The sequence below is a fragment of the Candidatus Microthrix parvicella Bio17-1 genome (assembly GCF_000299415.1).
Classification (GTDB): Bacteria; Actinomycetota; Acidimicrobiia; order Acidimicrobiales; family Microtrichaceae; genus Microthrix; species Microthrix parvicella.
Genome location: NZ_AMPG01000003.1, coordinates 412,232 through 437,503 on the forward strand (window position 1 = coordinate 412,232; position 25,272 = coordinate 437,503).

The 25,272-nt window shown below is 67.5% G+C and carries 24 protein-coding genes; 18 read left to right on the forward strand and 6 right to left on the reverse strand.

Annotated features, from left to right (window positions below; translation table 11 throughout):
* Positions 1–30: 30 nt before the first annotated feature.
* A complete protein-coding gene (locus MPARV_RS0115240) occupies positions 31–1,053 on the forward strand; it encodes a PHP domain-containing protein (RefSeq protein ID WP_020378905.1) in 1,023 nt (340 codons plus the stop codon).
* A 57-nt stretch (positions 1,054–1,110) separates the two neighbouring features.
* Positions 1,111–1,710, forward strand: coding sequence for a lysophospholipid acyltransferase family protein (locus MPARV_RS0115245; RefSeq protein WP_012224858.1), 600 nt, complete (start codon positions 1,111–1,113; stop codon positions 1,708–1,710).
* 108 nt (positions 1,711–1,818) lie between these two features.
* Here MPARV_RS0115245 and MPARV_RS0115250 read toward each other — a convergent pair whose 3' ends face one another.
* Complete coding sequence (locus MPARV_RS0115250; protein WP_020378906.1) at positions 1,819–2,928, reverse strand: ATP-dependent DNA ligase; 1,110 nt, start codon at positions 2,926–2,928, stop codon at positions 1,819–1,821.
* A 154-nt stretch (positions 2,929–3,082) separates the two neighbouring features.
* On the opposite strand from MPARV_RS0115250, the gene MPARV_RS0115255 reads away from it, so the two are divergent.
* Genes MPARV_RS0115255 through MPARV_RS0115270 form a run of 4 tightly spaced genes read left to right on the forward strand, consistent with a single transcriptional unit; the run spans position 3,083 to position 7,028 of the window.
* Positions 3,083–4,624 carry an acyl-CoA carboxylase subunit beta gene (locus MPARV_RS0115255; RefSeq protein WP_100221347.1) on the forward strand — a complete coding sequence of 514 codons (1,542 nt, stop codon included), beginning with the start codon at positions 3,083–3,085 and terminating at the stop codon, positions 4,622–4,624.
* An 11-nt stretch (positions 4,625–4,635) separates the two neighbouring features.
* Positions 4,636–4,836, forward strand: a complete 201-nt coding sequence (locus MPARV_RS24920) for a hypothetical protein (protein ID WP_012224864.1) — start codon at positions 4,636–4,638, stop codon at positions 4,834–4,836.
* A gap of 25 nt (positions 4,837–4,861) precedes the next feature.
* A complete protein-coding gene (locus MPARV_RS0115265; RefSeq protein WP_012224867.1) occupies positions 4,862–5,860 on the forward strand; it encodes a metallophosphoesterase family protein in 999 nt (332 codons plus the stop codon).
* Entirely contained in the window at positions 5,847–7,028 is a 1,182-nt protein-coding gene (locus MPARV_RS0115270) for a CaiB/BaiF CoA transferase family protein (RefSeq protein ID WP_012224869.1), read from the forward strand. The genes MPARV_RS0115265 and MPARV_RS0115270 overlap by 14 nt, the downstream gene beginning before the upstream one ends.
* Here MPARV_RS0115270 and MPARV_RS0115275 read toward each other — a convergent pair.
* The 3 genes from MPARV_RS0115275 to MPARV_RS0115285 all read right to left on the reverse strand — a co-directional run bounded on the left by MPARV_RS0115275 (position 7,022) and on the right by MPARV_RS0115285 (position 10,686).
* A complete protein-coding gene (locus MPARV_RS0115275; protein WP_020378907.1) occupies positions 7,022–7,984 on the reverse strand; it encodes a hypothetical protein in 963 nt (320 codons plus the stop codon). The genes MPARV_RS0115270 and MPARV_RS0115275 overlap by 7 nt on opposite strands.
* Before the next feature lie 88 nt (positions 7,985–8,072).
* The gene (locus tag MPARV_RS0115280) at positions 8,073–8,531 is read right to left on the reverse strand and encodes a diguanylate cyclase domain-containing protein (protein ID WP_157789665.1); all 459 of its coding nucleotides are present in this window, start codon (positions 8,529–8,531) and stop codon (positions 8,073–8,075) included.
* 175 nt (positions 8,532–8,706) lie between these two features.
* Positions 8,707–10,686 carry a protein meaA gene (locus MPARV_RS0115285; protein ID WP_012224876.1) on the reverse strand — a complete coding sequence of 660 codons (1,980 nt, stop codon included), beginning with the start codon at positions 10,684–10,686 and terminating at the stop codon, positions 8,707–8,709.
* A 137-nt stretch (positions 10,687–10,823) separates the two neighbouring features.
* Here MPARV_RS0115285 and MPARV_RS0115290 point away from each other — a divergent pair, with 137 nt between their 5' ends.
* Genes MPARV_RS0115290 through MPARV_RS0115300 form a run of 3 tightly spaced genes read left to right on the forward strand, consistent with a single transcriptional unit; the run spans position 10,824 to position 12,615 of the window.
* Positions 10,824–11,129 (forward strand): hypothetical protein, encoded by a 306-nt coding sequence (locus tag MPARV_RS0115290; protein WP_020378909.1) that lies wholly within the window; start codon positions 10,824–10,826, stop codon positions 11,127–11,129.
* On the forward strand, positions 11,126–11,902 hold the full coding sequence (locus tag MPARV_RS0115295; RefSeq protein ID WP_012224878.1) for an ABC transporter ATP-binding protein: 777 nt from the start codon (positions 11,126–11,128) through the stop codon (positions 11,900–11,902). The genes MPARV_RS0115290 and MPARV_RS0115295 overlap by 4 nt, the downstream gene beginning before the upstream one ends.
* Positions 11,899–12,615 carry an ABC transporter ATP-binding protein gene (locus tag MPARV_RS0115300; RefSeq protein WP_020378910.1) on the forward strand — a complete coding sequence of 239 codons (717 nt, stop codon included), beginning with the start codon at positions 11,899–11,901 and terminating at the stop codon, positions 12,613–12,615. Before MPARV_RS0115295 ends, MPARV_RS0115300 begins: the two co-directional genes overlap by 4 nt.
* A 53-nt stretch (positions 12,616–12,668) precedes the next feature.
* Here MPARV_RS0115300 and MPARV_RS22950 read toward each other — a convergent pair whose 3' ends face one another.
* Both MPARV_RS22950 and MPARV_RS0115310 read right to left on the reverse strand, forming a co-directional pair.
* Positions 12,669–13,838, reverse strand: a complete 1,170-nt coding sequence (locus MPARV_RS22950) for a sensor histidine kinase (RefSeq protein WP_051012015.1) — start codon at positions 13,836–13,838, stop codon at positions 12,669–12,671.
* Positions 13,835–14,773 (reverse strand): pseudouridine-5'-phosphate glycosidase, encoded by a 939-nt coding sequence (locus MPARV_RS0115310; protein WP_012224883.1) that lies wholly within the window; start codon positions 14,771–14,773, stop codon positions 13,835–13,837. The genes MPARV_RS22950 and MPARV_RS0115310 overlap by 4 nt, the downstream gene beginning before the upstream one ends.
* Before the next feature lie 102 nt (positions 14,774–14,875).
* On the opposite strand from MPARV_RS0115310, the gene MPARV_RS0115315 reads away from it, so the two are divergent.
* From MPARV_RS0115315 to MPARV_RS0115355, 9 genes are all read left to right on the forward strand, one after another.
* Positions 14,876–15,397: a hypothetical protein gene (locus tag MPARV_RS0115315; protein ID WP_012224884.1), complete on the forward strand. Its 522-nt coding sequence runs from the start codon at positions 14,876–14,878 to the stop codon at positions 15,395–15,397.
* A 108-nt stretch (positions 15,398–15,505) separates the two neighbouring features.
* Entirely contained in the window at positions 15,506–18,064 is a 2,559-nt protein-coding gene (locus MPARV_RS0115320; RefSeq protein WP_012224888.1) for an ATP-dependent Clp protease ATP-binding subunit, read from the forward strand.
* A 129-nt stretch (positions 18,065–18,193) separates the two neighbouring features.
* Positions 18,194–18,985 carry a hypothetical protein gene (locus MPARV_RS0115325; protein ID WP_012224889.1) on the forward strand — a complete coding sequence of 264 codons (792 nt, stop codon included), beginning with the start codon at positions 18,194–18,196 and terminating at the stop codon, positions 18,983–18,985.
* 56 nt (positions 18,986–19,041) lie between these two features.
* On the forward strand, positions 19,042–19,923 hold the full coding sequence (locus tag MPARV_RS0115330) for a hypothetical protein (RefSeq protein ID WP_020378911.1): 882 nt from the start codon (positions 19,042–19,044) through the stop codon (positions 19,921–19,923).
* A gap of 47 nt (positions 19,924–19,970) precedes the next feature.
* The gene (locus tag MPARV_RS0115335; RefSeq protein WP_012224892.1) at positions 19,971–20,351 is read left to right on the forward strand and encodes a RidA family protein; all 381 of its coding nucleotides are present in this window, start codon (positions 19,971–19,973) and stop codon (positions 20,349–20,351) included.
* 147 nt (positions 20,352–20,498) lie between these two features.
* Positions 20,499–21,911 carry a DNA repair protein RadA gene (radA, locus tag MPARV_RS0115340; RefSeq protein ID WP_020378912.1) on the forward strand — a complete coding sequence of 471 codons (1,413 nt, stop codon included), beginning with the start codon at positions 20,499–20,501 and terminating at the stop codon, positions 21,909–21,911.
* 374 nt (positions 21,912–22,285) lie between these two features.
* Complete coding sequence (locus tag MPARV_RS0115345) at positions 22,286–23,155, forward strand: alpha/beta hydrolase (RefSeq protein WP_012224904.1); 870 nt, start codon at positions 22,286–22,288, stop codon at positions 23,153–23,155.
* A 289-nt stretch (positions 23,156–23,444) separates the two neighbouring features.
* Positions 23,445–24,518, forward strand: coding sequence for a DNA integrity scanning diadenylate cyclase DisA (disA, locus tag MPARV_RS0115350; protein ID WP_202948849.1), 1,074 nt, complete (start codon positions 23,445–23,447; stop codon positions 24,516–24,518).
* A gap of 10 nt (positions 24,519–24,528) precedes the next feature.
* A complete protein-coding gene (locus MPARV_RS0115355; RefSeq protein ID WP_020378914.1) occupies positions 24,529–25,212 on the forward strand; it encodes a dienelactone hydrolase family protein in 684 nt (227 codons plus the stop codon).
* Positions 25,213–25,272: the final 60 nt, after the last annotated feature.

The window sequence follows — 25,272 nt, forward strand, 5'->3', positions numbered from 1 at the left end:
GCCGGTCCCGAAGGTCATGGCATCCCCACGATGACAGCGACCTCACGGGCCGTGGCGGCGCTGCACCTGGCCGTCTACTACCTGGACCGCGGGTTCGAACCTGCGGCCAAGGGTAAGGCGTTTAGCAAGGCGGCCGAGGCGGTGGCAGGTGTGAGCGACGACGAACTGACCCGCCGTTCCCAAGCGGGCACGCTGACCGACCTCGACGGTGTGGGGCCGTCGACGGCGTCGGTGATCGCCGCCGCCGTGCTGGAACGCACCCCGGAGTACCTCAACAAATTGGAGGCACGGACGCGCCTGGCCTTGGGTGCCGGGGCCAAGCTGTCGGAGGCCTGCCGCAGCGATCTGCACAGCCACTCCACCTGGTCCGATGGCGGGGCTTCAGTCCGAACCATGGCCATGACCGCCCGGGCCCTGGGGCGGACGCATCTGGCGCTCACCGACCATTCGCCGCGGCTCACCATCGCTCATGGACTGACACCCGAACGGTTGGCGGACCAGTTGGTGGAGGTGGCCGCGCTCAACGAGGAACTGGCGCCGTTTCGAATCCTCACGGGGTGCGAGGTGGACATCCTCGCCGACGGGTCGCTCGATCTGCCCGACGAGATCCTGTCCAACCTGGACGTGGTGGTTGCTTCGGCCCACTCCAAGCTGTCGATGCCCGAACGGCCGATGACCGAGCGCATGGTGCGGGCCGTCGCCAACCCGCACGTGGACATCCTCGGCCACTGCACCGGCCGCAAGCTGGTCGGACGGGGTCGGCCCCAGTCAACCTTCGACGCCGAACTGGTCTTTGCGGCCTGCGCACAGTTCGGCACGGCGGTCGAGGTGAACTGCCGCCCGGAACGCCAGGACCCACCCGACGAGTTGCTCGACCTGGCCCTGGAGTGGGACTGCCTCATCGCCGTCGATTCCGATGCCCACGCGCCGGGCCAACTGGAATGGGTCGCCCACGGCTATGAACGCCTTGGGCGGCGGGGGGTCGACCCCGATCGAATCCTGACCACGTGGGATGTTGATCGCCTGCTCGACTGGTGCGGCACCTCGCACTGACGGATTGGGGACGCACCCACCGCATCGCCAACGCCTGCCCATGGTTATTCTCGGGACATGAAGAAGGTGTTGGCAAGGTTCTTCCTCTGGCTGTCCCGACTGACGTTTGTCGGCGAGCCACCAAAGGAGTCGTGTGTGCTCGTGGCCGGGCCGCACACCAGTAACTGGGACTTCTTGTTCATGCTTTCCTACGCGTGGGTGACCGATGTGCCGCTCAGATGGCTTGGCAAGGAAGAACTCTTCAAGGGGCCGATGGGCCCGATCATGCGGGCGACCGGCGGTATCGCCGTGGACCGTGATCATCCCGGAGGTCTGGTGGAACAGATGGCCGAGAGGTTTCGCGACGGGCCGCGCATGGGCCTGGTGATCACCCCGGAAGGCACCAGGGGCAAACGCGACTACTGGAAGTCGGGCTTCTACCGCATCGCCCGCGCCGCCGACGTACCGATCGTGCTGGGCTACATCGACTGGCCCAACCGCACCGGTGGCTTCGGGCCGACGTTCAAGCTGACCGGCGACGTGCATGCGGACATGGAACGCATCCGTGACCTCTACGACAACATCACGGGTATCCGCCCCCAGGGCCAGACGTCGCCTCGGTTGCGAGAGGAAGATCGGTCACTCGACGAAGGCGACGACACGTACGACGACCGGTAACGGACCGCTCAAGTCGAACGAAACGGCCCCGTGTCCAGCGGCGAGGGTGGGGGCACCGGCCGGCCGGGCCGGCGACGCGCACCTACCGGCGCGTGCGGGCACCGGCGCTCAGTCGGTCGACTCGGCGACGCGTTGCGGGAAGAGCTCGAAGAGTTCAGCCGGTGCGGCGATGTCCACCTGGTCGTAGGTGCAGGACCGGGGGCTCCGGTCGGGCCGCCAGCGCTGAAACCGTGCCGGATGACGAAAGCGGCCTTTGGTGAGCTGCTCGACCACCACCTCGGCCACCAGTTCGGGCCGCAGGGGCACCCAACCGTGGTCCCGCTTGGCCGACCAGCGGTTGGGGGCGCCAGGCATGCGGATCTCGCCGTCGGCGTGGCGTTCCGGGTCGGCCCACTCGGTCCAGGGGTGGGGCTGGTCCTCCTCCAGTCGGTAGGGCTCCAACAACCCGGCCAACTCGATGCGCTGGGTGGCCTTGAATGCGGACGCCACGCCGACGTGTTGCAACGACGCATGTGAGCCGTCTTCCGGGGCGTCGTAGAGACCCAACATCATCGAGCCCACCCCGTCGCCCGACTTGTGAACCCGATATCCGGCCACCACCACGTCCACCGAGTGCCGATGTTTCACCTTGATGAGGCTGCGCTTGTCCTCCTGGTAGGTACCTGCGGACGGCTTGGCCATCACCCCGTCAAACCCAGCCCCCTCAAACCGGGCGAACCAGTCGCGGGCAACCTCCGGGTCGTCGGTGATCGGCGATAGGTGCACGGGCGGGGCGGCGCCATCGAGCAGGGCCTCCAGTGCGCCCCGCCGCTCAGAAAACGCCATGGTGCGCAGGTCGAGTTGGTCGAGTGCCAGCAGGTCGAAGGCCACCAACGAGGCCGGTGTCTCCGTCGACAGCCGTTTGATGCGGCTTTCCGCCGGGTGGATCCGGTTGCCCAGCACATCGAAGTCCAAACCGTCGAGGGTGAACACGACCAGCTCGCAGTCGACGACGCATCGCTTCGGCAGTTGGGCCAGGATCGGATCGATCAGCTCTGGGAAGTAACGGGTCAGCGACTTCTGCCCTCTCGATGCCAACTCCACCTCATCGCCGTCTCGAAACACCAGGCAGCGGTAGCCGTCCCACTTGGGCTCGTACAGCAGCCCCTCGGCCTCGGGCACGGTCGAGGTGGCCTTGGCCAGCATCGGCTTGATCGGTGGCATCACCGGCAGCTGCATGTGCGGTCCTCCCCAGATCGACATCAGAACCGTAGCGGGCAGCCCAGGCCGGGCTCAGGGTGCGCTCCGAGCCCACCATCTGGTGACACCGCAAGCGCTCATTGGTGTACCTGTGCCGGTCGGCCCTAGCGTTGGCCTCCTGATGGAACACAGCATGAGCGAGCGGATCGAGGACCTGAATCGGCGGCGGGAGGAGTCGCTGCACGCCGGGTCCGAACGGCTGGTGGAGCGCCAACGTTCCGGCGGCAAGATGCTGGCTCGCGAGCGGCTGGAATATCTGCTCGACGAGGGGTCGTTCAACGAGCTCGATCAGTTGGCCCGCAGTCGGTCCAACTCGCTGGCCGAAGGCAGCCGCCCCTACGGCGACGGAGTGATCACCGGTTGGGGCACGGTCGATGGCCGGAAGGTGTTCGTCTTCAGCCAGGACTTCACCGTGTTTGGCGGTGCCCTGGGAGAGGTGTTCGCCGAGAAAATCCACAAGGTGATGGACCTGGCGCTCAAGGCGGGTGCACCCCTGGTGGGCCTGAACGACGGCGCCGGCGCCCGTATCCAGGAGGGCGTGGTCAGCCTGGCCAGCTATGGCGGCATCTTCCACCGCAACGTGAAGGCCTCGGGTGTCACTCCGCAGATCTCGGTGATCATGGGCCCCTGTGCCGGTGGTGCGGTGTACAGCCCGGCGATGACCGACTTCATCTTCATGGTGGACGAGACCTCACACATGTTCATCACCGGCCCCGACGTGGTGAAGACGGTGACCGGCGAGGAGGTGACCCTGGAGGAGTTGGGTGGCGCCGGTGCGCACTCGTCGAAGTCGGGTGTGGCGCAGTTTGCCGGACCCGACGAGAAGTCGGTGCTCGACGACGTGAAGTTCCTTCTGAGCTTCCTGCCTGCGAACAACCTGGAGGAGCCGCCTTTTCTCCCGTCCGCCGACCCCGCAGACCGGCTGGTGCCCGAGTTGTCCGACATGATCCCGGCGAACTCCAACATGCCCTACGACATGACCGAGGTGATTCGGGCGATCGCCGACGATGGCGAGTACTTCGAGTATGCGCCCCGCTGGGCCGGATCGATCACCTGCGGTTACGCACGCATCGGTGGCCAGTCGGTGGGCATCGTCGGAAATCAGCCGTCGATGTACGCGGGCGTGCTTGACATCGAGTCCTCCGAGAAGGCCGCTCGATTCGTACGCACCTGCGACGCGTTCAACGTGCCGCTCGTGACGTTCGTGGACGTGCCCGGGTTTCTGCCCGGCGTCGACCAGGAGCACAACGGCATCATCCGCCACGGGGCAAAGCTGCTGTACGCCTATTGCGAGGCCACCGTTCCACGCATCCAGGTGATCACCCGGAAGGCGTACGGCGGGGCGTATGTGGTGATGAACTCCAAGAGCATTGGCGCCGACCTGGCCTTCGCCTGGCCCTCGGCCGAATTGGCGGTGATGGGCGCTCAGGGCGCGGTCGAGATCGTCAACCGGAGAGACCTTGCCGCCGCCGAGGACCCGGTGGCGAAGCGAGCCGAGCTGGTGGCCGCCTACGAGGAGAACCACCTCAACCCGTGGGAGGCCGCCGACCGGGGCTACATCGACGACGTGATCGACCCGGCGGAGACCCGCCGGAAGCTGGCCGCCGGGCTGGAGATGCTGCGCTCCAAGCGCGAGGAACTGCCCGCCCGCAAGCACGGCAACATGCCGCTGTGAATGGTCGAGGATTGCCTTCGATTTCGCCAGCGCCGTCGATCAGCCCTGCACCCGCCGATGACGAGGTGGCGGCGATCGTGGCCGCCATCGTGGTGGCCACCCCGCGTTACGGCGGAGTCGACCCGAGAACCACGCCGGCACGCTGGCGTTTCTCCGGCCGCTGGTGGACCAAACCGGCCCCGATGCGTCGCCGCCGCCCCTGGGGCAACTGACCCCGCAGCGGTATCTTGATAGGCGATGGAACTCACGACCGTCGCACCCGACGAGGTGGTCATCCACGACGGACCAACCGTCCACCGCCACCGGGGGCTGAGCCCCGCCACGACCTATGAGTTTGATGGGCTGACGGCCACGACGCTGCCCGCTCCCCGGGGCGATCTGCTGGGCACGTTCGCCACCGTCAACGACGTGCACTTCGGCGAGACCGTGGCCGGCCTGATCGACGGAGCGGGCGAGGGTTTCTCGGTTCCTGCGGGAACCACGCCCTATCCGACGCTGATGAACACCGACGCCGTCGGCGAGATGGCCGACCTGGACCCGCTGGCCGTGCTGGTGAAGGGCGACCTGACCACCGACGGATCTCCCCAACAGGTTGGCGAATTCGAGGCGCTCTACCGGGCGGCCTTCGGTGATCGGCTGCACTTCATCCGGGGAAATCACGAGAGCTTTCACCAGGTACACGTTGGGTCCAGCTACGAGCGGGTGGAGCTACCGGGCCTGTTGGCGATCATGGTGGACACCTCGCGGGACGGCCATCCGAACGGTGACCTCACGGCGCAGCAGCTGGAGCGGCTCGACGACGAGGCCGTCGACAGCGATGTTCCGGTGGTGATCTTTGGACATCACCACATCTGGCTCCCTGGCGAGGACGCCCGGACCGACCGGTTCTTCGGCATTCTGCCCGGCGCCTCCGAGGCGCTGCAGGCGCTGATCGCCCGGCGCCGCAACGTCCGTGGCTACTTCGCCGGTCATACCCACCGAAATCGCCGCCGGTCGGTGCCGATCTCCGGCGACGTGCCCTACGTGGAGGTCGCCAGCGTCAAGGACTTTCCCGGCGCCTGGGCCGAATACCGCATCCACGAGGGGACGCTGGTACAGATCATGCGCAGGGTGTCGTCGCCACGGGCGTTGGCATGGACCGATCGCACCCGCGGCATGTTCGGGGGTCTCTATCCGGCGTACTCCTTCGGCGAACTCGGTGATCGATGCTTCGAGGTCGACCTTGAGTCACGGTGATCCTGATGCCGTCACCGGCCGCCAATCACCAGGGCGTTGGCCCAAGGCGGCGCCGGATGACCCACCGGCCGCCGGGCCGCTGGTGGGTCTGCGGGTCCTCGAGCTGGCCACCGTGCTGGCGGGTCCGGGCGCAGGACGCCTGCTGGCCGACCTTGGCGCTGACGTGGTCAAAGTGGAGCACCCGCACCGGCTCGATCCCACCCGAGCGATGGGATTCCCGGCGCCCGATGGCGGAACGTCGTTGTTGTGGCGCATCACGTCCCGCAACAAGGTGCTCCGCACGGCCGACCTGAAGACGGGCGAGGGCTTGGCCGAGGTCCGGGCTTGGGCCGCCGAGGCCGACGTGCTGATCGAGAATTTCAGGCCGGGCACGTTGGAGCGTCTCGGTCTGGCCCCCGAGGTGCTGTGGGAGGACAACCCCACGCTGGTGGTCACCCGCGTGACGGGGTTTGGCCAGCATGGCCCCTACGCCGGCCGTCCGGGGTTCGCCACGATCGCCGAGGCCATGTCCGGCTTTGCGGACATCAACGGGGCCCCGGACGGACCGCCGATCCTGCCACCGATCGCGCTGACCGACGAGTTGACGGCCGTGGTCGCCGCCTACGCCACCATGGCGGCCGTGCATGCCGGCGTGGGGCAGGTGGTGGATGTGAGCCTGCTCGACAGCCTGTTCTCGTTCATGGGGCACAACTGGGCGGCGTACGTGGCCGACGGTACCCAGCAGCCCCGAATGGGCTCCCAGTTGCCGTACTCGGTGCCTCGCAACGTCTATGAAAGTGCCGATGGCCACTGGCTGGCATTGTCGGCCTCGGCCGACACGGTGGCGGCGCGAGTGGCTGCGTTGGTGGGCGTGGGTGACGACGAGCGCCTGAGCACCTTTGCCGGTCGGGTCGAACATCGTGATGATCTCGATGCGGCCGTGGCCGCCTTCATCGCCCTCAGAACCCGAGATGAGGTGTTGCTGGCCTTCCGCGACGCTGATGCTGCGATCGCACCGATCTACTCGATGGCGGACGTGGCCGCCGACCCGCACTTCGCCGAGCGGGAGTCGACGGTGACCGTTGACGGCATCGGTATGCCGGGCATGCTGGCCCGCTTCTCCCAAACACCCGGTCGGGTTCGCTGGGCCGGCCGGGACGGCTCCGCTGACCGGACGCAGCCTCAGTAGCGGGTCTCGCAGGGGATGCCGTTGGCGTCGGCGTCCATGTGGGCGGGTCGGCCCAGACCATTCCAAATTTCGACGACCTGATCAAAGGGCACACCGCGAGAGGCCAAATAGCCGCACCAACTGCCCGCCGGCACGGGCGGAGGCAACTGGACGGATGCCAACTTTTCGGGCGAGGAGGGCGGGTCGGTGATGTCTGGTGGCCGTGGGGTTTTGGGCGTCGGCATGGTCATGTCGGGAATGGCGACATCGCCGATCGGCACTGCGGTGGCGGCCGGCGGCACATACTTCTTGTTCTTGGCCTGCTTGGTGATGGGGTTGACCCCCGGCACGGCCACGATGTGCAGCGTCTTCGGGGTCTGAGCGGAGCGCGTCACCTCGACCGAAAAGGCATCCCCTCGGCGAACCAGCACGAATGAACAGCATGAGGCATCGGCGACGACCAGGCGGATTGGGCCGGAGTCGGGGATCACCATGGAGCCAACCGATGCGCCATCCCGGGACTTCTTGCGATGAACGTCGCGTTTGATTCCCTGTGGGGAAGCCGGATCGTTGGTGCCGGCGGCAGTGAACGTCAGATCGGTGGTGACTGCTCCTGGGAGCCTGCCCCATCCGACGAACAGGTCGATCAGGTCCGGTTGAGCCACGATCACCCGGCGGGTCAGATCGTAACGGCCGTCGATGTTGGGAAGATCGGAAGCGGTCTTGAGCGAGGTGAGTTGTTTGATGAGCTGGTCGGCGTTGGCCACCCTGACGCCCTTGGTCGGTGTTGGCACCTCTCCATCGGCCAACTTGACCAGCGTTGGGGCCCCGCTGGGCTTGACCGTGGTGGTGGTCGCCGAGCTGTTCGTCACCGGGTCATCGGTCTTGGGGGTCGAGATCTCGTTGCTTTCGGTGAAGCTGCACCCGGCTGCAAGCAGCACGACGGCGGCACTCAGACCTCGCGAACGTCGCATCATGTGCTGTCTCCTTGCGGGCGTCCGGACCGACGACCATACCCAGTGGACGTCTTGACCCGGGGTCACCGGTTGTCTCGGTGTGTGGGCCTCACCCCGCCGTGGCGATCTCGATGCGGTCCTGATTCCATTCCTCGGCGGCAAGGAGGGCCAATCGGCCCTGCGTCAGAACCTCCTCGGTGCTGAAAGCATGGGCCGGGTAGCAGGCGACGCCGGCCCACATGGTGCTGCTGGAGAACCGGCCGACCAGGGCACATCGGACCCGTTCCATCGCCCGGACCGCCCCAAGCTCCGGTGTGTCCTCCAAGATCAGCGCAAACGAACCATCCTTGAGTCGACAGACGGTGTCGGCGTCGCGGAGTGTCTCCCGCACCACAGCGGCGACAGCGGGTGGATCGGTGGGCCTGACCAAGAGGCAGCCCACGTCCTGGACGACCTCCAGCAGCGCCACGGCCACCGGGCGAAGGTGGCGCCGGGCCGAGGCGATGCGGGCGTCCAGCGCGATCTGAAAGTACGCCTCGGAGAGCAACCCGGTCTCTGGGTCGGTCAACACGGCTCCAAACCGCTCCCCAATTCGTTCCGACTGGTGCCGTCCGATACCGAGGTCCCCCCGCAGACCAGCGCGATCAGGCCCGATGCGGCGGCCACGAATCCTTTTTGATTCATACAGGTGTCTCCTTTGGCCCGATGCTGCGTCGGTAACCCGACCGGGTCACCGAGCGACTTCAGCGGCGGGCGATGGCAAGCGTGGCGATGTCGCCCATGATCGTGGCCAACTCGTAGTCCTTCGGCGTATAGACGGCGGTGACGCCGGCTGACAGCAGGTTGGCCTCGTCCTCCGGGGGGATGATGCCCCCGACCACCACCGGCACCTCGACCCCGTCTTCCTCCAGTAATCGCACCACTTCGGGGACCAGCTCCAGGTGTGAGCCGGACAGGATCGAGAGGCCAACGACCTCCACGTCCTCGTCCCGAGCGGCAGCGGCAATCTGTTCCGGGGTGAGGCGGATGCCCGCATAGATCACCTCCATGCCGGCGTCGCGTGCGGCCACCGCAATCTGTTCGGCGCCGTTGGAGTGCCCATCGAGGCCCGGCTTGCCCACGAGCAACCGCACCGGCCCGCCGGGCAGCGCCCGCACGCGTCGGGCGACCGCCGCGAGGCCGTCGTTACCGGGTCCGGTGCCCGCTGCGGAACCCACCCCCGTGGGTGCACGGTATTCGCCGAACACCTCACGCAGTACGCCGGCCCACTCGCCGGTGGTGCCGCCGGCCTCGGCCAGGGCGATGGTGGAGGCCATGATGTTCTCGTCGCTGCGGGCAACCCGCTCGAGTTCGCCCAGTGCGGCGTCGACGTGGGACTGGTTGCGCGCCTCACGCCAGGCTTTGACGTCGGCGATCGTCTCGGCTGCCACGGCGGGATCCACCTTCATGATCGACTCGTTGCCGCCCAGGGGCGATTCGGCGGTTCCGGTGAAACAATTGACGCCGACCACCGGAAGGTCTCCGGCTTCGATGCGCCGCATCCGTTCGGTGTGGCTGCGCACCAGGCGGCCCTTCAGCTCGTCGATCGCCTCGAAGGCACCGCCAAGGTCCAGCACCTCGTCGAGTTCGGCCTGGGCCTCGTCAACCAGGTTCTTGGTGAGCGCCTCCATCACGTGGCTGCCCTCGAAGAGGTCGTCGTACTCCAACAGGTCGGTCTCTTGGGCCAGCACCTGCTGGATACGCAGCGACCACTGCTGATCCCACGGACGGGGAAGGCCCAGCGCCTCGTTCCAGGCGGGCAACTGCAGCGAGCGGGCACGGGCGTTTCGTGACAGCGTCACACCGAGCGCCTCCAGCACGATGCGCTGCACGTTGTTCTCCGGCTGAGCCTCGGTGAGTCCCAGGCTGTTGACCTGCACGCCATAGCGGAAGCGTCGAGCCTTGGGGTCGGAAACCCCGTAGCGTTCCTCGGTGATGCGATCCCACATCTGGGTGAACGCCCGCATCTTCGCTGTCTCCTCGACAAAGCGGATCCCGGCGTTGACGAAGAACGAGATCGAGGCGACCACCTCGGGCAGCCTGTCATCGGAAACCTGGCCCGATTCGCGGACTGCGTCGAGCACGCCGATGGCGGTGGCCAGCGCATAGGCGATCTCCTGGGTGGGTGTGGCACCCGCCTCCTGCAGGTGGTAGCTGCACACGTTCATCGGGTTCCACTTGGGCACGTTGGTGTTGCAGAACGCAAACATGTCCACGATGAGCCGCCGTGAGTGTTCGGGGCCGAAGATGTAGGTGCCCCGCGACAGGTACTCCTTGACGATGTCGTTCTGGGTGGTGCCTCGCAGTGCGGTCGAATCGACGCCGTTGGCCGAAGCGTTGGCGACATACAGGCCCAGCATCCATGCGGCGGGCGCGTTGATCGTCATCGAGGTGTTCATTTCGCCCTGGGGGATGCCCTCCAGCAGCGTGGCCATGTGGCCGAGGTGTGCCACGGGCACGCCCACCTTGCCCACCTCGCCGTGGCTGTGGAAGTCGTCGGGGTCGTACCCGGTCTGGGTGGGTAGATCGAAGGCGATCGACAGCCCCGTTTGCCCCTTGGCCAGGTTGGTGCGGTACAGCTCGTTGGACGCCTTGGCGGTGGAGTGACCCGAATAGGTTCGCATCATCCACGGACGGTCGGGGGCCCGACGTGGGGACGGGGAGTGCGGCGCTGGGTTGACCATGGGGTCATTCTTTCGGTTGAGGCGGCGGGTGTCACGCCCGCCGCGCCCTGCCCGCCGCGCCCTGCCCGCCGCGCCCTGCCCGGGGCTCCCTGCCCGGCGATCGGGCGCGGGCCGGGCCGAGCGGCAACAATGGGTCGGTGATGATGGGCGCGCTGCTGGCGCAGAACCCCCAGCTGTTCCTGGGCAAGGACCTGCTTGCCTGGCTGGTGTTGGCCTTCGGCGCGGCGCTGGTGGTGGGTAACGTCGCAGCGTTGGTGCGGCCGCCGGACCATCTGGGTGGCGGGGCCAAGCCCAGGTCGAAGGGTGGAGCCGTCAGGTCGAAAGGCGGCGCGGGCGCCTCGGGGCCGCGCCCCGACCGTCCCCCGCTCGGGCGCAGCATCGTCATGATCGTGGTCGGCCTGGTGGCCGCGTTGTGGGGCCTGGCCTCGTTGGTCGGGGGATGACGGCCGCCGCAACCTCCGCCGCAACCTCGGCCACGGGTGGGGCCGGGTCGCACGGACCGGACGCCACCGATGCCGATCATCCGGCCATGGTGAGCACGGGTATCGGGGTCAGCTACGGGGGCGTGCGGGCCACCGATGAGGTGTCGCTCACCGTGGGACGGGGCGAGATCGTGGGGCTGATCGGTCCCAACGGTGCAGGCAAAACGACGCTGGTTGACGCCTGGTGTGGATTCGTTCCCCACGACGGCAGGGTGGAGGTGGCCGGCCGCGACGTCACCGGGTGGCGCCCCCACCGCCGAGCGCGGGCGGGCCTGGCCCGAACGTGGCAGTCGGTGGAACTGATCGACGACCTGACCATCGCACAGAACCTGTCGGTCGCCGCCCCGCGTGCGTCGACCGACCACATCGAGGCGACGTTGAAGCGGGTGGGTCTTGGCGGCGAGGGCGGGTCCCAACCGGCCATGCTGTCGTTGGGTCATCGCAAGCTGGCCGGAGTGGCTCGGGCGGTGGTGGCCGACGCGGCCGTCGTGTTGCTGGATGAACCGGCCGCCGGACTGGATCCGGCTGAGACAACCGCGCTGGCCGACGTGGTGCGATCGCTGGCCGATGACGGGCTGGGCGTTGTGCTGATCGAGCACGACACCTCGCTGGTGTTCCGGTTGTGTGCCCGGGTGATGGTTCTGGTGGGCGGACGGGTACTCACCGTTGGAGCACCGGACGAGGTTCGCGACGATCCGGAAGTGATCGCCGCCTACCTGGGAACACAATCGTGAGCGCTGGAGGGGCCGCCGCCGGCGACATTGCGCAGGGCCTCGCAGCCGAGGGCCTGTGCGCCGGATACGGCGACGCGAAGGTTCTGAGCGACCTTTCCTTGCAGGTGGCGCCGGGCGAAATGGTGGCCGTGCTGGGACGAAACGGCGCCGGTAAGACCACGGCGCTGATGGCGATCGCCGGGCTGGTTCCCACCGATTCGGGCACTGTCAGGGTTGGTGGCGCCGACCTGACCAGGGCCTCCCCTGGTGCGCGGGTGGGGGCGGGCCTCGTGTCGGTGCCCGACGACCGGGGGTTGTTCCCCAGCCTGTCGGTCGCCGAGCACTTCTCGCTGGTTGGATCGTCGGTTGATGAGGCCGCCGAGACGTTTCCTGCGCTGGCCGGCTTGGCCGGTCGACGGGTGGGGGCGTGTTCCGGCGGCGAGCAGCAACAAGTGGCCGTTGGGTTGGGCATGGTGCGCCGTCCCAAGGTGCTGATGGTGGACGAACTCTCCATGGGGCTGGCGCCGCAAGTGGCCGCCGAGTTGCTCGCGGGTCTTCGGGCGCTGGCCGATGCCGGCGAGACGGCGGTGGTTGTGGTCGAGCAGTTTGTCGATGCGGTGTTGGCGGTGGCCGACCGGGGTTTGGTGCTGAGCGAGGGTCGGGTCACGCGCGACGAACCGGCGGCGGCGTTGTTGGCTGATCGAGGTGCGCTGGAGGCCGCCTACCTGGGCTGAGCCGGCCACCTGGGCTGAGCCGAGGAAACCGTCGTCGTCCCGTGCCGCAGCTCTTACGAGCTGGGGACGGTGAGGGTGACCTCAGCGCCGTGCCCCGGGTTGCTCCGCCACTCGGCGCTTCCGCCGACGGCACTGAGGCGCCCGGTGATCGACTGCGTCATGCCGATGCCTGGAATGGCGGCGGCCACATCGAATCCAGCCCCGTTGTCCTTGATCGAGACGAACACCTCCTCGTCGCCCACCTCCACGTACATCGTCACGGTGGTGGCGTCGCCGTGCTTGGCGGCGTTGGTCATCGCCTCGCCCGCCGCCCCCGCCAGCGCAGCGATGATCTCCGGGGGCACGGGGTCGCTGCTCACCGGTGTCGCCAGGTCGTCGAGGCCCACACCCACCACCTGTACCCGCAGCCGGTGCGTGCGTTCGGCCCGGTGTGCTGCCTGGCGAAGGGCGGCGCCCAGGGTGAGGTCGGCCTCGTGGGCGGCGTGGTCGCCAAAGAGCCATGACCGCAGGTCGAGCTCCTGGTCTCGTGCCAGTTGCGACAGTTCCTCATCGGTGCTGCGTCGCTGCACCACCGCCAAGGTTTGCAGCACGCCGTCGTGTAGTTCCCGGGCGATCTCCTCCCGAGCCTCGGCCTGAGCGACCCGTCGCTCGGCACTTCTCAGGCGCTCCACCACGGCGCCGGCTGCGATGCCCGCCACCAACCACAACGCCACCGTGGAGGCGATCGACAGCGACTGGCCGCCGGCGGCGGACAACTGCGCAAGCTCTCCCACCACGGCTCGACCCGCTAGCGCCACCGCATTGACCGCCCCCAGCGCCAGCGCGCAGATCAGGCCACCACGACGTCCCCAGATGATGGCGGCGCCCAGTACCGGCATCAACGGCCAGGCCGATGCGAATCGCTGGCCGACCGACGACTCCCAAACCCATGGGTCGGCCACCAGCAGGGCGGCGGCCAGCACGGCCTCCATGGCGGTGATCATCCCGGCGGTTCGTTCGGAGAGCGGGGACCGAACCCGGGCGAACTCCCAGCCCGACCACGCCCCGATCACGGCCAGGCCGCCCCATGCCACCGCCGGGCTGGCGATGCCGTTGCGAGCAACCACCACGACCACAACCATCCATGCGAATACGGCCAGTCGCGCCAAGGAAAGGCCGCGCAACAGCGATGCCTCCAACTCGGGCAGACGTTCGGTGTGCCCTTGGTCGCCGATCGGGGTCACCCGTGCTCAGCGCCCGACGCGCCGGCCAACTCGGCTGCCAGCTCGGCGGCCAGAGTGGCGTTGTGCTCGGCCAGGGCCAGGTTGGCCGGGATGGAGCGCCCGGCGGTGGCCTCGGTGATGGCCTCCAGCACCCAGGGGGTCACGCCCGGGCCGGTAACCCCCAGCACCCTCGCCGAGGCGAGCGCCTCGTCGATGTGTGGGCGGATCTCCTCGTAGGGGATCTCTGCATCGGCGGGTATCGGGTTGGCCACCAGCACCCCGCCCCTGTGGCCGAGCGCCCAGGTGGCGGTCACGATGTCCGCCAGTGCGCCCGCATCGTCCACCCTGTGGGGCACCCGATGTCCTGAGTCGCGTGAATAGAAGGCCGGAAATGCCTCGGTTTGCCAGCCCAGCACCGGCACTCCCAAGGTGTCGAGACGTTCGAGGGTGCCCCCCAGGTCGAGAAATGCCTTGGCACCGGCAGAGACACACACCACCGGCTCGGTGGCCAGTGCCCCCAGGTCGGCCGACACGTCGCCGCTGTTGGCCGCCCCTCGGTGTACGCCGCCGATTCCCCCGGTTGCAAAAACGGTGATTCCGGCCAGGGACGCCAGCCGCAGCGAGGCCGCCACGGTGGTGACCCCCACGGGCCAGGCGGCTCCGACCGCCACGCCCAGGTCTCGGCTGGAGGTTTTGGCGTCGGCGCCGAGGATGCGGTCATGTTCGTCCGGTCCCAGGCCAACCCTTGCGACTCCATCGATCACCGCCGTGATGGCGGGCACTGCCCCGCCTGACCGCACAGCATTGAGACATCTGTCCAACGCCTCCTCGTTGTGAGGCGAGGGCAGGCCCAGCCGAGAGAAGATGGTGGATTCCAGCGCCACCACCGGCCGATGATCGGCCAGCGCGGTTGACACCTCCTCGCTGAGCCGTACCGAGAACAAACCTGGGGCCATGGCACGAGTGTCCCACGCCGTCCGAGTGGGTATCGCCGGATCGGCACACCTGGTCCGGTAAGGTGCCGAAGCCGGGCGGCGGATCTCCCTGAAGGGGTGCTCATGCGCGGCAATGGCAGCCAGCCCACAGATCATCGACACACCGGTCAGCCCACCGGTGTCTTCTCCACCGTCGGGGCCGAGCCCCGCTCCAGTTGGACCACGCCGGGTGCCACGGTGATCCCCAATCCGTCGGTGGATCCCCGCTTGAGGTCGTGGGTGGACCCGGACGTCGTTCCCGGCGTGCTGGGGCCACCACGCCCAAACCCGACCTCCCACGGGGATGTGGCCATGCCCGGCCCTGTCGAGGCCTCCGCCGACCAGGGGTCTGAGCAGGGCGCGTTGGGAGTGCTCCACCCACTCGTCCCAGCCACGGTCAATGGGCACGTGGTCGCCGGTCGAACCCATCGGCGGGGACAGACCGGCCTGATGGATTTGAGTCGAGACCCCCGCGCCCGCCTGGTCGGAGCGCTGGTTCTCGTGGTGCTCCTGGTACTTCTGGTCGGTCGCCTTGGCGACCTGACGTCTTCGGCCGGCGACCTCGGTACCGCCGCAACAGGGTGGGTTGCAGCAGTGCGCGTCTAACGCTGAGGAAGTCAACAGCGGGTCGCGGGAACGAATCGATGGTGGCTGCGGTTACACTTGGCATCACTCGTCTCGGGCCACACGGCCCCCGCATGGAGGCAATCTCTCGTGTTTGAACGCTTTACAGATCGGGCTCGCCGGGTCGTCGTTTTGGCCCAGGAAGAAGCGCGGCTTCTCAACCATAACTACATCGGCACCGAACACATCCTGCTCGGCCTCATCCACGAGGGCGAGGGCGTGGCCGCCAAGGCCCTTGAGTCCCTCGGCATCTCCCTCGAGGCGGTGCGCAGCCAGGTAGAGGAAATCATCGGTCAGGGCGGCTCGTCGCCGTCCGGGCACATCCCGTTTACGCCGCGGGCCAAGAAGGTTCTGGAACTGTCGCTGCGCGAGGCGCTGCAGCTTGGCCACAACTACATCGGCACCGAGCACATCCTGCTCGGCCTCATCCGCGAGGGCGAGGGCGTCGCCGCTCAGGTCCTGGTCAAGTTGGGCGCAGACCTCTCGCGTGTGCGCCAGCAGGTCATCCAGCTGCTCTCCGGCTACTCGGGCCCCCAGGGCGCCAGTGGCCAGGGCGGTGAGAAGGCTTCAGCCGGCACCGGTGGCTCCAGCGGGGAGGGCGGCCAGAGCGGGTCGCCCGTGCTCGACCAGTTCGGACGAAACTTCACCCAGTTGGCCAAGGAGCACAAGCTGGACCCGGTCATCGGTCGCGCCAAAGAGACCGAACGCATGATGCAGGTGCTCAGTCGCCGCACGAAGAACAACCCGGTGCTGGTAGGCGAGCCCGGCGTGGGTAAGACCGCCATCGTCGAGGGCCTGGCTCAGGCGATTGCCGACGGCGACGTGCCGGACACGTTGGCCGGAAAGCAGCTCTACACCCTCGACCTGGGCGCATTGGTCGCCGGGTCGCGCTACCGCGGCGACTTCGAGGAGCGGCTCAAGAAGGTGCTGAAGGAAATCAAGACCCGCGGCGACATCATCTTGTTCATCGACGAGATTCACACGCTGGTCGGTGCCGGAGCTGCCGAGGGGGCCATCGACGCAGCATCCATCCTCAAGCCCATGCTGGCCCGGGGCGAGTTGCAGACCATCGGTGCCACCACGCTGGACGAGTACCGCAAGCACCTCGAGAAGGACGCCGCGCTCGAACGTCGCTTCCAGAAGGTGGTCGTCGACGAACCATCGGTGGCCCACACGATCGAGATCCTCAAGGGCCTGCGGGAGCGTTACGAAGAGCACCACCGGGTGACGATCACCGATCAGGCGTTGGTGGCGGCGGGCAACCTGGCCGACCGTTACATCTCGGACCGTTTCCTGCCCGACAAGGCGATCGACCTGATCGACGAGGCAGGCAGCCGCCTGCGTATTCGCCGCATGGCCGCACCCGAGGAGTTCCGCGAACTCGAGGTGGAACTGGCCGAGGTGAGCCGCCAGAAGAAGGAGGCGGTCGAGAGTCAGGACTTCGAAGAGGCCGGGCGCATGCGCGATCGCGAGAAGGAACTGCTCGAGCGCAAGGTGAGCACCGAGGCCGAGTTGAAGGCGTCAGGTGAGGACCTGTTCGATGAGGTTGACGAGGAGTCGATCGCCGAGGTGTTGGCCATGTGGACGGGCATTCCCGTCTACAAGCTGACCGAGGAGGAAACCACCAAGCTGCTGCGCATGGAGGACGAACTCCACGAGCGGGTCATCGGCCAGGAGCAGGCCATCAAGTCGGTCAGCCAGGCCATCCGCCGCACGCGGGCAGGCCTGAAGGACCCGAAGCGTCCCTCCGGATCGTTCATCTTCCTGGGCCCATCGGGTGTGGGTAAGACCGAGCTGGCCAAGACACTGGCGCAGTTTCTCTTCGGTGACGAAGGTTCCATGATCAGCCTCGACATGTCGGAGTACATGGAGAAGCACACGGTCAGCCGCCTGGTGGGTTCGCCCCCCGGCTATGTGGGCTACGAGGAGGGTGGCCAGCTCACCGAGGCTGTCCGGCGCAAGCCGTTCTCGGTGGTGCTCTTCGACGAGATCGAAAAAGCCCACCCCGACGTGTTCAACACGCTGTTGCAGATCCTCGAGGAGGGGCGCCTGACCGACAGTCAGGGCCGCTCGGTCGACTTCCGCAACACCGTGCTGATCATGACGTCCAACCTGGGAACCGCCGACCTGCGCAAGGCCAACGTTGGCTTCTCGCGCAACGACGAGGCCGTCAGCTACGAGAAGATGAAGGCGAAGGTCAACGAGGCGCTCAAGGCGCACTTCCGGCCCGAGTTCCTCAACCGCATCGACGATGTCATCGTGTTCCACGAGCTCAGCAAGGCCGAGGTCATCCAGATCGTCGACCTGATGACGGCACGGGTGGCCGAACAGCTGGCCGGGCTGGGCATGGGTTTGGAGATCACCGACGCGGCCAAGCAGCACCTGGCCGACACCGGCTACGACCCCACACTGGGTGCCAGGCCGCTTCGTCGGGCGATCCAGCGCCAGGTGGAGGACCCTCTGTCGGAGAAGCTGCTGCACAAGGAGTTCTCCGCCGGTCAGATCATCGTCGTGGACGTGGAACCCGACCCGGAGAATGCAGACCAGCAGATCACCTCGTTCCGTGCGGTTGAGGGCTTTGTCCCGCCGGACTCCCCGGCCGAGATTGTGGCCGGCGATGTGGCGGGTGACGCCCCCGACGGCGTCTGATCTGCGCGGCAAGTACCAGTGTTGCGTGCTCGGCCCGGCCCCGGTGGGGTCGGGCCGAGGCGCCTTCGTCGCCGCCGTCGGGGCGAAGGGGTCTCTCGGTGGTTCTGTGGCCGTCTACCCTTCTGGGCTGTGAATCCAATCCGTCGCCGCGCGAGAGCGGCCATTTTTGCCCTGCTGGTGCTCGTTGGCCTCTCGGCCTGCGAGGCGACCGCCCAGGTGGACATCGACGTCAAGGAGAATGGGTCGGGCACGGTGACGGTGGAGGTTGCACTCGACGGGGAGGCGGTTGGGCGGGTCGGGGGCCTCAAAGCCATCGACACCGGAGACCTGACCGAGGCGGGCTGGGAGGTCGCCGAGCCGATGCTGAAACCAGACGGTCTGGTGCGTCTACGGGCCACCAAGGCCTTCGGTTCGCCGAGCGCCTTGCAGCCAACGCTCAATGAGATTGCCGGTCCCGATGGGCCGCTGCAGGAGTTGAACCTGTCGGTGCTCGATCGGTTTGGGTCCATCGGCTACCGGCTGGACGGGCGGCTGATCACCAAGGGCGATCTGGCCCGGTTCTCCGATGCTCAGGTGGCCGAGGTGCTCGACGGCCTGCCGCTGGGCCGAACCGACGAGCAACTGGCGGCGGAACTGAAGACCAACCCGGGCAGCCTCACCATCGTGGTTCGGGCGATGCTCCCCGGTGAGTTGGTCGACACCACCGGCAAGCAGGAGAAGACACCCACGGTCGACGGTGCGACGGTGAGTTGGAACGCCGACCTCACCGCCGAGTCGGCTGACGTCGACCTGACCACCACGTCGGAGGAACGCTCCGGCAACGCCGGCAAGTTCGTGATTGCCGGCGCGGTGCTCATTGGCTTGGCGGGGCTCGTGCTGGCCTACGGCCTCATTGCAGGTCGTCGGCTGAACCACGGGTAAGGCGCCGTGGCGCATCGGCCGGGAACTCGAGGGCCCTGGTCGTCGTCGAAGTAGATATGGGATTCGAACGGCAATCACTGCACCGACACACGGCGGGGCTCGCGCTCGGCATCCTGGTGGCCCTGACAGCCGCTGCCTGTGGGTCCGGTCACGACGTCACCTCCGGCGTTCCTACCAGCACGGACGGCACCCGGCTCCCGGCCGATCGGGTGGTGTGGCAGGTGGACACCGGCGGAGGGTTGGTGCCTCACGCCTTCGTCGCCAACGACGTGCCCGAGGTGACCATCTACGGGGACGGAAGGGTGTTTCTCCCCGTCCCCGCTGAGACCGATGGCGGGTCGGCTGGGACGGTGCCGACTGCGGTTCGGTTGGTGCAGGGGAAGGTGCCACAGACCAAGCTGCGGGACTTCCTCGACGACGTGTCCGCATCCGGGGCACTCGACGAATCGGTCGACTACGGCGATCCTCAGGTCACCGATCTGCCGAGTACCAACGTCCGTCTTCATGGCGCTGGACAGCCGGCCGAGGTCGACGTCTACGCCCTGATGGCTGACTTCGATACGGGGCTCACCGGCTCACAGCAGGCGTCGCGTCGCAAGCTCCGGGACCTGATCGAGCACTCGCGCACTCTGACCGGAGCTACCAAGGAGTGGGTGCCCGACCGGGTGGAGGCAATCGATCTGGCCGTTCCTGAAGGTGCACCCTCGGGGGACGCTGCCGAGTGGCCGGGGCCCCCGTTCATCGACGTCTTCGGCACGGTCAAGCCTGGCGCAACCATCGACGGGCCTCGCTGTGCCGAACTCTCCGGCGACGACGCGGCCAAGGCCTATGCCGCCGCGCTGGATGCGGGTCGGCCCTTCGTCGACGATCGTGGCGCCGAACTTCAGGTGGTTGTTCGGGCTCTGCTTCCCGGCGAGGTTGCTTGCGAACGGTCGTGAGCGACCACGCGCGATCGCCGGGGTTCGGAGGGTGCGAGGATGAGCCGATGACCCGCCGACCCATCACCAGCCCCACCGCCTCCGCCGTCGGCCCCTACAGCCACGGCATCGAGGCCAACGGCATCGTCTACTGCTCTGGGCAGACACCGGTGGATCCAGCCACCGGTTCGCTCGTCGTCGGTGACGTCGCCAAACGAACCGGGCAGTGTTTCGACAACCTGTTCGGAGTGCTTGAAGCGGCCGGTCTTGGCCCCGAGCACGTAGTGAAGGTCAACGTGTTCCTTACCGACATGGACGACTTCGATGCGATGAACCGTGTGTATGCCGCCCGTTTCGCAGAGCCGTTTCCGGCGCGCAGCACCATTGGCGTGGCATCGCTGCCGCTCGGCTCCAACATCGAGATCGAGCTGATCGCTCAGCGGGGCTGAGCTACGGATTTTGCCTTGCCGAGTGGTGGGATGGTCGCCCATCGAACCGAGACGGACGGAGGACCGCTGCATTTGGTTGACGCGACCGGGAAGGCGCTTTCCGAGTGGGAGCCGTTCGTTGTCACAGGTCGTCCGTAGCGTGGCACCGTGGCTTCCAAACCGTCATCCTCTCCAGTCTTTCGCTGCCTGGCCTGCGGGCACGAGGCGCACAAGTGGACCGGGCGGTGCGGGGGTTGCGGTGATTGGAACTCGCTGACCGAGGAGCTGTCGGCGCCGCTGGACAACCATCCGATCCCGCATGTGCCGGGCACGGTGCGGGCCATTGGCGACGTGCCCGAGGTGAGCGACCCGCAGCTGACCACCGGCATCGGCGAGCTGGACCGCACCCTGGGAGGCGGCTTCACGGGTGCCTCGGTCAGCCTGATCGGCGGCGAGCCCGGAGTGGGTAAGAGCACGTTGTTGTTGCAGGCTGCCGCAGGCGTGGCCCGGAGTGGCCGCACCGTGCTGTACGTCACGGCAGAAGAGTCGGCCAATCAGTTGAAACGTCGGGCCCAGCGTCTCGATGCGATCTGCGACGACCTGTTCGTGCTGGCGGAGACGCGGCTGGAGGTGGTGCTGGCCCGCCTGGCAGAAACCACCCCGGCCCTCGTCGTGGTCGACTCGGTACATACCCTGTTCGACGACCGGGTCAGCGGGGTGCCGGGCTCGGTCACCCAGGTGCGCGAAGCCACCAACGCGCTTGTGGCTGCCGCCCGGCGCAGCGGCGCTGCGGTTGTCCTCGTGGGACACGTCACCAAGGACGGTGGCTTGGCCGGCCCTCGCGTGCTGGAGCATACGGTCGACACGGTGATGCACTTCGAGGGCGACCGCGACGGGGCTCTGCGCCTGTTGCGGGTGATCAAGCACCGGTTTGGCGCCACCGACCGGGTCGGCATGTTCCGCATGACCAAGCACGGCATCGAGTCGCTGGACGATCCGTCGGGGCTGTTGCTGGCCGACAGGCAGGCGGGGGTTCCCGGCTCGGCGGTGGTCGCGGTGCTCGAAGGGCACCGCCCGGTGCTGGTTGAGGTGCAGGCGCTGGTCAGCCCGCGCCCGGCCGGTTCCGGCGGGTTTGGGACCCGCACCGTCACCGGGTTGGTGCCTCGACGCATCGATCTCATCTTGGCGGTGCTCGCCCAGCGCGCTCAGTTGGATCTGAGCTCGGCCGACGTGTTCGTCTCGGTGGCGGGCGGGCTGACCGTGCGCGAACCGGCAGCGGATTTGGCGATCGCTGCGGCGGTGGTCTCGTCGGCAACGCTGCGTGCCGTCCCGGGCGACGTGATGATGTTGGGCGAGGTTGGCCTCACCGGGGAACTGCGGTCGGTGCCCGAGCCCATCCGACGCATCTCCGAGGCGGCCCGCCTGGGGTTTAGCCGCATCGTGGCGCCGCGCGACCGAAGCGTCCGCCCCGCTGGAGGCGAGGTGGAATGGGCACGCTCGGCCCGCCTTCAGCAGGTGGCCACGTTGGGCGAGGCAATGCATGCCATGTCGCTGCAGGACGCTGGCCTCCGGGCGGTGTAGCGGCCTGCCGTTGGAGGCGGCGACATGTACACCGGGCAGCGGCGATCACCACGGCCGGGAACGTCAACCCGACCGCCAGGTCCACCCGGCCGGAGCTGAGCCGGCCGGGGCCCGGGAGCAGCCCGGACACGGCTGCCGACAAGGCGATCGACACGAATACAATCAGCATCAATGCGGGGGTGGCTGCGATGCGAACCGGCGTGGCCCACCAGCGCAGCCGATCGTGAACCAACCGATGCCCCAACGCATTTGACTCGGGGTCGTGGGTCGTCTGTCGTTGGCTGGTCTGACGCGAGTGCTCCGAACCGATGCCAAACCTTGGTCAACGGCGCGTTTGGCCTCCAGCCGCTGGCGCAACCTGGCAGGATCGTCTGATGAACGAGCACATCTTCACCTTCGCCGGGAGCGACGGGCTCCCGATCCACACGTACCGCTGGAGCGGCGACGGAACCCCGCGGGCCATCGTCCAGGTGGCGCACGGCATGGGCGAGCACGCCGCCCGCTACCGCAGGTTTGCGGAGGCGCTCGTCGACGCCGGATGTGTGGTGTATGCCAACGACCATCGCGGTCACGGACGGACCGCCGGAGGCGCTGAGCGTCACGGCGACCTCGGAGAGGCCGGCTGGGCGGGCCTCGTCGCCGACCTGGGCACCCTCGGACGACGGGCACGTGAGGAGCATCCCGACATCCCGCTGGTGCTGTTTGGTCATTCGATGGGGTCCTTCGCCGTCCAACAGTTCTTGATCGAACACTCCGGTGACGTCGACGCCGCCGTCCTGTCGGGCACTTCGGCGCTCGACGTGATCGGTGCCGGCATCGACCCCGACGCGGAGGTCGACCTCAGCGCCTTCAATGCACCATTCGAGCCGGCGCCGACCGAGTACGAATGGCTCAGCCGGGACCGTGCCGAGGTCGACGCCTACGTCGCCGATGAGGACTGCGGTTTCGGCCTGAATGCAACGGCCGCCCGCGGGATGCTCGAAGGGACAGCGACCACCGCCGATCCGGAAGCGATCGCCAGGATCCGCAGCGACCTTCCAATCCACCTCATGTCCGGCGACGCCGACCCGTTGGCGGGTGGCGGGGAACTGATCGAGTTGGTGGCGACGCGGTACCGGGAGGCCGGGGTCACCGACGTCACCGTTGCCCGTTACCCCGAGGCGCGTCACGAGATCCTCAACGAGACCAACCGCGGCGAGGTCACCGCCGATCTCATCGCGTGGCTTGACACCGTTCTGGTCTGAGCGCCGATGGTTGCCGTCAGCAGGCCAGGCACTTGTGCTCCGAACCGGCGTCGAGCGTTGTTCGACCCCGTCGCGGGGGCGGGCGTGGGGCACCAGATGACACGCCCCCATCGGCCACGCGAATCGGGGCGAGGTGGTTGTGGCCCATTCCCTGCCCCGCATGGCCGGCGGCTCCGCATCTCCCGGGGTGCCGGGCGAACATGAGGAGAACACCGCGCGATTTCCGGACGGTTTTCGCCGCCGCAGTGCTCACGTCTCGGTTGGCTGCCGGTGCCGCTACCATCAGGGCGTGATCGCCAAGCGCAAACAGGAATTGTGGGATGCGCTCGCTGCCGTTTCGCCGGGCATGCCGTTGCGCGAGGGGCTCGACCGCATCTCCAAGGCTCGAATGGGTGCACTTATCGTGGTGGGCGACGGACCGGAGGTGCTCAACGTGTGCTCCGGCGGGTTTCTGCTGGATGCAGCCTTCACGCCGCAACGGCTGAGCGAGCTGGCCAAGATGGACGGCGCCATCATCTTGTCGTCCGACTCGTCTCGAATCGCCAGGGCCAACGTGCACATGGTGCCCAACCCAAATGTGCCCACCACCGAGACCGGCACTCGGCATCGCACCGCCGAACGGGTGGCGCGGTCGGTTGCGGTGCCGGTTGCCACCGTGTCCGAGGACATGGCCGTGCTCACCGTGTACCGCGGTGACGAGAAGTACCAGCTGGAATCGATTCCCAACATCCTCAACCGTTGCGACCAGGCACTGCAGACATTGGAGCGGTACAAGAGTCGTCTCAACGAGGAGCTTGCCAGCCTGACCGCCCACGAGGTGGAGGGTCTGGTGACCCTGCGCGACGTGATCGTTGTGCTCCAGCGCTCCGAGATGGTCAGCCGCATTGCCGAGGAACTGCGCCACCACCTGATCGAGTTGGGTGCCGACGGCCGCCTGGTGAGGCTGCAACTGCGGGATCTCATGGCAGGGGTGGGCGACGAGCGCACCAACCTGATTCGGGATTATGCGCCGGATGGGATCGAGCCCGGCGATGCGCTGGAGCGGCTGCGTGCGCTCGACCCGGGCGAGATCACCGACCCGGACGACGTGGGTGACGTGCTCGAGCTTGGTGACGGCAACTCGGTGGATCTCGCCCAGCCGATGCAGCCACGTGGCTACCGCATTCTCGCCCGGATCCTGCCCCGCCTGCCCGAACCCGTGATCGACGCGGTGGTGCGCAAGTGCGGCCGCTTCGACAAGCTGATGCGGGCCTCCACCACGGAGTTGGCTCAACTGGCCGAGGTCAGCGAGCAGTTGGCGTCGGTGATTCGCGATGGCCTGAGCCAGCAGGCGCAGTCGTCGATCCTCAACCGCTACCAGTAGCGAGGCCGCAGTGCGTATCACCCTGCCCACCGGGACCCCCGCCGAGATCGCCCGACCCGACGGTGACCTCACCCCCACCCGAGGGCTGGTGATGATGAGCGATATCCACGGCCTGCGGCCACTGTTCGACGAGCATGCTCAGCGGGTGGCCGACGCCGAGGGTTGGGTGGTGGTCGTGCCCGAGATGTGGCCTGGACGCGAGCAGCTGAACGTGACCAAGCGTCTGGCCTCGGTCAACGAATTGCGTGACGATGACAAGTTGGCCGATCTTCTGGCGGCGGCCGCTGCCACCGACTGCGAGACCGTTGGTGTCATGGGCTTTTGCATGGGTGGCATGTATGCAATGAAGGCCTCGTCGTCGGGTCGATTCGACGCTGCGGTGAGCTTCTACGGGATGATTCGTATGCCCAGGGCGTGGCGTGCGCCCCATCAGGCCGATGCGATCGACTCGGTGACGGCGCCAGGCGCGTGCCCGGTGCTGGCGCTGTGCGGCACGAACGACAAGTGGCTGCCCCACGCTGAGCTTGATGAGCTGGCCGAGGTGGCCTGCGTGGTTCGTTACCCCGGCGCCGACCACGCGTTTGCCCAGGATCCGGACGGTGCCCATTACCGAGCCGAGGATGCCGCTGATGCGTGGGCCAGGGCGTTGACGTTTCTTCGTAGCCGTGGCAAGAGCACGGAGGTCATCGCTTGATGGCGACATCTTCAGAGGGGGCAGCAGCGTGACCGAGCAGGCATCGACCGGCGCGCAGCA